General features: G+C 52.4%; 9 protein-coding genes and 1 pseudogene. 8 read left to right on the plus strand and 2 right to left on the minus strand.

Annotated features, from left to right (window positions below; genetic code table 11):
• Nucleotides 1–170 precede the first annotated feature (170 nt).
• Nucleotides 171–581, plus strand: coding sequence for a hypothetical protein (locus ACQRA4_RS13480; protein WP_427823572.1), 411 nt, complete (start codon nucleotides 171–173; stop codon nucleotides 579–581).
• A gap of 50 nt (nucleotides 582–631) precedes the next feature.
• Here the strand turns inward: ACQRA4_RS13480 and ACQRA4_RS13485 are convergent, their stop codons facing one another.
• Nucleotides 632–991 carry a helix-turn-helix domain-containing protein gene (locus ACQRA4_RS13485; protein ID WP_427823573.1) on the minus strand — a complete coding sequence of 120 codons (360 nt, stop codon included), beginning with the start codon at nucleotides 989–991 and terminating at the stop codon, nucleotides 632–634.
• Nucleotides 984–1,298, minus strand: coding sequence for a hypothetical protein (locus ACQRA4_RS13490; protein WP_427823574.1), 315 nt, complete (start codon nucleotides 1,296–1,298; stop codon nucleotides 984–986). The genes ACQRA4_RS13485 and ACQRA4_RS13490 overlap by 8 nt, the downstream gene beginning before the upstream one ends.
• Before the next feature lie 60 nt (nucleotides 1,299–1,358).
• On the opposite strand from ACQRA4_RS13490, the gene ACQRA4_RS13495 reads away from it, so the two are divergent.
• The 7 genes and pseudogenes from ACQRA4_RS13495 (at nucleotide 1,359) to ACQRA4_RS13525 (ending at nucleotide 5,479) form a co-directional block, all read left to right on the plus strand.
• Nucleotides 1,359–1,505 (plus strand): hypothetical protein, encoded by a 147-nt coding sequence (locus ACQRA4_RS13495; protein WP_427823575.1) that lies wholly within the window; start codon nucleotides 1,359–1,361, stop codon nucleotides 1,503–1,505.
• A gap of 73 nt (nucleotides 1,506–1,578) precedes the next feature.
• Nucleotides 1,579–1,806 (plus strand): AbrB/MazE/SpoVT family DNA-binding domain-containing protein, encoded by a 228-nt coding sequence (locus ACQRA4_RS13500; protein ID WP_427823576.1) that lies wholly within the window; start codon nucleotides 1,579–1,581, stop codon nucleotides 1,804–1,806.
• The gene (locus ACQRA4_RS13505; protein ID WP_427823577.1) at nucleotides 1,803–2,234 is read left to right on the plus strand and encodes a putative toxin-antitoxin system toxin component, PIN family; all 432 of its coding nucleotides are present in this window, start codon (nucleotides 1,803–1,805) and stop codon (nucleotides 2,232–2,234) included. Before ACQRA4_RS13500 ends, ACQRA4_RS13505 begins: the two co-directional genes overlap by 4 nt.
• A gap of 68 nt (nucleotides 2,235–2,302) precedes the next feature.
• Nucleotides 2,303–3,298, plus strand: a complete 996-nt coding sequence (locus ACQRA4_RS13510) for an AAA family ATPase (protein WP_427823580.1) — start codon at nucleotides 2,303–2,305, stop codon at nucleotides 3,296–3,298.
• Nucleotides 3,299–3,822: 524 nt separating this feature from the next.
• Nucleotides 3,823–4,716, plus strand: a pseudogene (locus tag ACQRA4_RS13515) (DUF3150 domain-containing protein).
• Nucleotides 4,717–4,862: 146 nt separating this feature from the next.
• Nucleotides 4,863–5,108 carry a hypothetical protein gene (locus tag ACQRA4_RS13520; protein ID WP_427823578.1) on the plus strand — a complete coding sequence of 82 codons (246 nt, stop codon included), beginning with the start codon at nucleotides 4,863–4,865 and terminating at the stop codon, nucleotides 5,106–5,108.
• The gene (locus ACQRA4_RS13525) at nucleotides 5,105–5,479 is read left to right on the plus strand and encodes a type II toxin-antitoxin system death-on-curing family toxin (protein ID WP_427823579.1); all 375 of its coding nucleotides are present in this window, start codon (nucleotides 5,105–5,107) and stop codon (nucleotides 5,477–5,479) included. Before ACQRA4_RS13520 ends, ACQRA4_RS13525 begins: the two co-directional genes overlap by 4 nt.
• The last annotated feature ends 14 nt before the right edge of the window (nucleotides 5,480–5,493 follow it).

A 5,493-nucleotide genomic window follows, 5' to 3' on the forward strand; every position in this document is an offset into this window, starting at 1 on the left:
AAAGGAAAAACAAAATGCCGCACGGGACAAGCACATGCGGGACTATGAGAGGATCAAAGCTCTCTTGGCTAAAATAGCCGCCACGGACAGGCCGCATACGTTCTGGCGACCCGGCTGCTCTTGCGAAGCTGAAAAACAAACTTGCCTCTCTGGAACAGAGTCATGCGGACATGAAGGCCGTCAACGCCTACTATCACAAGCACAAAACGCTTGATGGCTGCCCCGGCCTTACCGATAAAATGCGGCGCGCTTTGGAAAGATATACGGGCATGGGGTTCATCCCGACCTATCGCCTTTCCTACAACCTCGCGGAAATCAAGCGGGTGAAGCAACGCATTGCCGAACTTGAACGCCGTGCTGAAAATCCCTTTCAAGGCTGGACGTTTGACGGCGGCGAAGTGGTTGCCAATGCCGAAGCGAATCGTCTGCAAATCATTTTTGCCGATAAACCCGATGAAGCGCTTCGCGGCCTGCTCAAAAAGCGCGGTTTCAAATGGTCACCGCGCTTCCATGCGTGGCAACGGCAACTAACCAGCAACGCCGTCCATGCAGCGAAAGAGATTCTGAAGGTGAATCTGTAGTAACACCCTCTGCAAGGAGAGGAATACAATGTCAGAAAGGATGTGAATACTCAAACTGACTGTATAGCTTTCCGTACAACTTCAGGATGACTTGCCGCTATCTTCAATAAAGTACGTGCTGGCCCTGAAGGTTCTCTTCGTCCCTGTTCCCAATCGTGCAAAGTCCGCACAGAAATACCCAACATGGCGGCAAATTGTTGTTGTGACATTTTAAGCTGTGTTCTGGCATCCAAGGATAAACGCTGCTCCGCGCTGATAGTATCTTCGGTTACATTGCCCATCTTGTCCGTAATACGTCGTCTCAGGGAACCGTCAGGCTGAGGTAGGAGTTCAGTCTTGCGCGCGGGACGCAACATCTCCCCGGTGGGGTCGTCCAGCATCTGCCGCAAAAGTTCAGTTGTCTTACTCATCGTAATGCTCCTTGAGCTTGCGTAGCCATTGGCGCGGCACATCATCAAGTTCATTCTTGCCATAGGCCGCCACCAGAACAATCTGCCCGGCTTCTGTCCGCAAGAAATAGATCACCCGCGTACCGCCTCGTTTGCCCTTACCCTGGACTTTCCAGCGAAGTTTACGGCAACCGTCTGTTTCAGGGATCACGTCCCCTGCTTCAGGACGCCGGCATAAGTACCACTGTAATTCCAAAAACTGTTCATCTCCAAACAGTTCATCACGCACAGCGGCAAAAGGGGCAAGCTCTATGAATTCATAGTACATGGTCTTTCTATACGGCAATGCCGTATAGAATACAAGCACAATTTTCAGGAGGATTTTTCTATGGCTGATCCCACCGCTATTCTTGAAAATCTGCACTCAACCAACCTGGACGCCGGAACCGTGTTCAGCGGCACGCCTTCGGGCAAAATGGTCAAGGGATTCACAACTCCCACACTGTTCACCCCGGTTGTTGATATGCTCACTTGAATCTTGACAATTCCCGAAAACAAGATATTCCTAAAACAAGGAATCCTTGTTTTTCATTTCAAAAGGAGAACCTATGCTCGCTAAAATTACTACAAAGAATCAGCTCACACTTCCAAAGGCTGTTATGCAGCAAATCGGCAAACCGGAATATGTCGATGTCGCGCTTGAAAACGGACGCATCATTCTCACTCCCATGCAGGTGCAACCCGCTGACTCCGTAAGGAGAAAGCTGGCGGCACTCGGCATCACGGAACAGGATGTGGAGGATGCCGTCACCTGGAGCCGGGGGATACAGGCATGACGCCTGTTCGGGTCGTGCTGGACACCAACTGCCTGGTGTCCGCGCTCATCTTCTCACACGGAAAAGCCGGACAGTTACGCGCCGCATGGCAACGCGGAGACATTGTTCCCATCGTCTGCCGGGAAACCGTAACCGAGTTGATCCGTGTACTTGGATACCCCAAGTTCAAGCTTGAGCAGGAGGATATTGAAAAACTGCTCGCGGATATACTTCCGTGGGCCGAAACTGTGGCAATAAACAACCGCCATAATGTTGCGGAGTTGCTGCGCGACAAGGATGATGCTGTTTTTATTCATCTGGCCCAAGCCTCAGGTGCGGCTTTTCTGGTTTCAGGAGACAAACACCTCTTGGAACTGCGTGGCATATACCCTGAGTTGCATGTTGTTTCACTTGTTGAATTTATGGAACGAGTCGGTATAACCAGTTAAGCTTAATAACAAAGAATCTCATGAACGGCACGTCCTTTTGGATGTGCCGTTTTCATTTTGGAGGAAAAATGGAGAACACCATTGCTATCCTGCAATCGTTGCAACCCGCAGCCTTCGACGCCGGGACCCTGTTCAGCGGCACGCCTTCGGGCAAAATGGTCAAGGGCTACGCAGTCCCGTCGCTGTTCACTCCGGCTGTTGACGGGAACTACATCTTCCACGAACAGAGCCGGGACATCGTGGTCTGGTTCATTGACACATCCGATCCGCTCTATGTTTACGGGCCGACCGGCTGTGGCAAGACGACTATCATCAAGCAACTCGCGGCCAAGCTCAATTACCCGGTGTTTGAAGTCACCGGCCACAGCCGATTGGAGTTTCCGGAACTCGTCGGGCATCACGTTGTGCGCCAGGGGAACATGGAGTTTGAATACGGCCCTCTGGCCTTGGCAATGAAGTTCGGAGGATTGTTTTTGTGCAACGAGATGGACTTGCTCGAACCATCCACAGCCGCAGGGCTGAACGGCATTCTTGATGGACAGCCGTTGTGCATCCCGGAAAACGGCGGCGAGCTTGTCGTGCCGCACCCCATGTTCCGATTCGCGGCCACGGCCAACAGCAACGGCGGCAGCGATGAAACCGGCCTGTATCAAGGCGTGTTGCGTCAAAATCTCGCACTGATGGACCGTTTTGTACTTTGCGAAGTGACCTATCCCAGAGCCGAAGCCGAAGAATTATTGCTGGAAAAAACGGCTCCTCAACTCCCGGATGGTATTCGCAAAAAGATGGTGGAATACGCCAATGAAGTACGAAGGCTGTTCATGGGGGAATCCGGGAACAGCTACCACACCGGCAGCATTGAAGTCACCTTCAGTACACGCTCTTTGCTCCGGTGGGCTGATTTGACCATCCGCTATCAGCCGTTGGCGAATCAGGGCGTCCAGCCGGTGGCCTACGCGCTCGACAGAGCCTTGGGATTCAGAGCCTGTAAAGAGACGAGGGCCATGCTGCATGAACTGATACAGCGCGTCTTCACACAACAGGGGAAGCAATTGGGGGAGTGACAGGAGGCGACTCTGCCGCACAGGATGAAACCGCCTCTCACGGTTGGTATCCGGCCAATCAGCTTAAGGCTCCTCCCGTTCTCCAACGCCTGGATCAGCTTATCCCCTCCGTACAGAACGATCCTGACTCCCTGCTCACCCTTCCCGAATACCCTCGTATCGTCCTGGAAAGCCCTTCCGTGTCAGGCGGCAAGTTCTGGCTCGGCGTAGCGATGGAAAACGGTTTGTCGGTCAGGTGGGGCAAGACGGGGACGCAAGGCACATTGAAGCATTTTCCACTTGCCAAGTGCAGGACAAAAATCCCGTGCTGGAACTCAAACAGCGGTTCATGAGCAAAATCAATACAGGGTACAGCATTATGCCTCGTGAAACCAGCCTGCCGTAATACACGGCTCTTTTCTCTTTTGGCGGCGTCAGACTTGAAATGCGCTACGGCATGGGCTGATTTGGCCCACTCCCTTCGCGCATTTCCATGTCTTCCTTGCCCAAAAAGAAAACTCCACGTGTATTGAAAGGAGAACACCATGACGACAACCATCACAGTTCTTGACCACCTGATTGTGGTAATCTCGATATTCACATCTGGACAGCCCGAAAGAAGCTGGTTCCGCTTGGCCTGGGGGGAGCGGAACTGCCCCCCCGAAGACCTGGCCTCACTCGGCAGCAAGCGTATTTGTAACCCCGAGGACTTGCGGATATTCGGCACGTTGAAGGGGCGTGTCGTCAACTTATTGGAACGCAACGGCATTCGTTTTCTGAGTGGATGGGCCGTTCCCGAAACGCGAATGGATGCTATTGGCATTGAGCTTTCCGCCATTCGTGATGAATTCAGCGCGGCCAAAGAATCGTTTCTGCAACATTATGAGCAGTACGTACAGGACTGGATTGCCAGGCATCCGCAATGGGGCAACATCATCGCCAATTCAACAGTCAGTGAAGAATATGTGCGCTCACGCATGGACTTTCGCTGGCAGATGTTCAAAGTACAAAGTCCGGATACCGCCGCAGGCGCGCTGAAAGACGATCTCTAGCACGATGTGGATACGCTCGGCACGACGCTCTTTGATGAAGTCGCCAAGGCGGCCGGCGAAGCCTGGCACCGCTGCTATGCCGGAAAAACAGAAATCACCCGCAAGGCGTTGTCGCCTCTTAAATCCATCTATGACAAGCTCATGGGCCTGACCTTTGTGGAACCGCGAGTCGCGCCGGTGGCGGAACTGCTGGATACGGCTTTCCAGAGTATTCCCAAACGAGGCGCGATTCAAGGCAGTATCCTGATCATGCTGCAAGGTCTGGTTTCGCTCCTGCAAAACCCGCAAGCCCTGCTGGAACACGGTCAAATGATTTTGGAAGGACGAAAGAACTCGCGCAAGGTTCTGGAGTCCTTGTTCCTGGCCGAATGCGCCGTGAGTGATTGAGAGTTGCGGGTTGTGGTAGCGGCCCAACGTATAACCCCGGAAGCCCTTTGAGCCGCAATGCTCAGAGGGCTTTCTTCACGATAGTTATCAAGATATATCTTGACATTTCATGAAAGACTGCCATCATCTGGATACAGGAGATTCCTATGCAACAGGCTCAAATAGAAAAAAAGGCAAAGGTCAAGTTTGCCACCCAGGCCGACCCGGTTATGCTGGCAACCCTGAAACGCCTTGCCGCCGATGAAGGCCGCCAGATACAAGCGTTGGTGGATGAAGCCTTGCGCGAGTATATTGAGCGTAAAACCAGCAATACTCCTCGCAGACATGTTCTGGATTCGTTCAGAAACAGTATGGCGACATACGACAGCTTGTACAGAGAACTGGCGAAATGAGGGATTACCCGACCCTGCATGAAGTTCTGGCGATTCACGCTTTGTCCATAGAAACATACGGCGGTTCCGAAGGGGTCCGTGACCTTGGAGCAATCGAAGCAGCGTTGTTCCGACCGCAAAGCGGATATTACAAGGACATCATTGAAGAGGCCGCCGCACTTATGGAAAGCCTGCTCATCAATCATCCGTTTGTTGACGGCAATAAGAGGACAGCCTTTGCGGTCTGTCATGTCTTTCTGGATATCAATGGCTACAGCCTGCACGCTGACCCGAAATGGCTGTACGACAGAATATTCCACTGGCTTGAAGAAAAAGAAGGACGATTTCAAACAATAGTTCGCGATCTGCAAAGTTGCGTGGTCAAACGATAACCGTAAATAAAAAT

This window comes from Desulfovibrio sp. SGI.169 (assembly GCF_050313595.1).
Classification (GTDB): Bacteria; Desulfobacterota; Desulfovibrionia; order Desulfovibrionales; family Desulfovibrionaceae; genus Desulfovibrio.

Excerpts from the sequence above, each read along its gene's own strand:
- ACQRA4_RS13480 (WP_427823572.1), top strand. The coding sequence starts at position 171 with ATGAAGGCCGTCAACGCCTACTATCACAAGCACAAAACGCTTGATGGC.
- ACQRA4_RS13485 (WP_427823573.1), bottom strand. The coding sequence starts at position 991 with ATGAGTAAGACAACTGAACTTTTGCGGCAGATGCTGGACGACCCCACC.
- ACQRA4_RS13490 (WP_427823574.1), bottom strand. The coding sequence starts at position 1,298 with ATGTACTATGAATTCATAGAGCTTGCCCCTTTTGCCGCTGTGCGTGAT.
- ACQRA4_RS13495 (WP_427823575.1), top strand. The coding sequence starts at position 1,359 with ATGGCTGATCCCACCGCTATTCTTGAAAATCTGCACTCAACCAACCTG.
- ACQRA4_RS13500 (WP_427823576.1), top strand. The coding sequence starts at position 1,579 with ATGCTCGCTAAAATTACTACAAAGAATCAGCTCACACTTCCAAAGGCT.
- ACQRA4_RS13505 (WP_427823577.1), top strand. The coding sequence starts at position 1,803 with ATGACGCCTGTTCGGGTCGTGCTGGACACCAACTGCCTGGTGTCCGCG.
- ACQRA4_RS13510 (WP_427823580.1), top strand. The coding sequence starts at position 2,303 with ATGGAGAACACCATTGCTATCCTGCAATCGTTGCAACCCGCAGCCTTC.
- ACQRA4_RS13520 (WP_427823578.1), top strand. The coding sequence starts at position 4,863 with ATGCAACAGGCTCAAATAGAAAAAAAGGCAAAGGTCAAGTTTGCCACC.
- ACQRA4_RS13525 (WP_427823579.1), top strand. The coding sequence starts at position 5,105 with ATGAGGGATTACCCGACCCTGCATGAAGTTCTGGCGATTCACGCTTTG.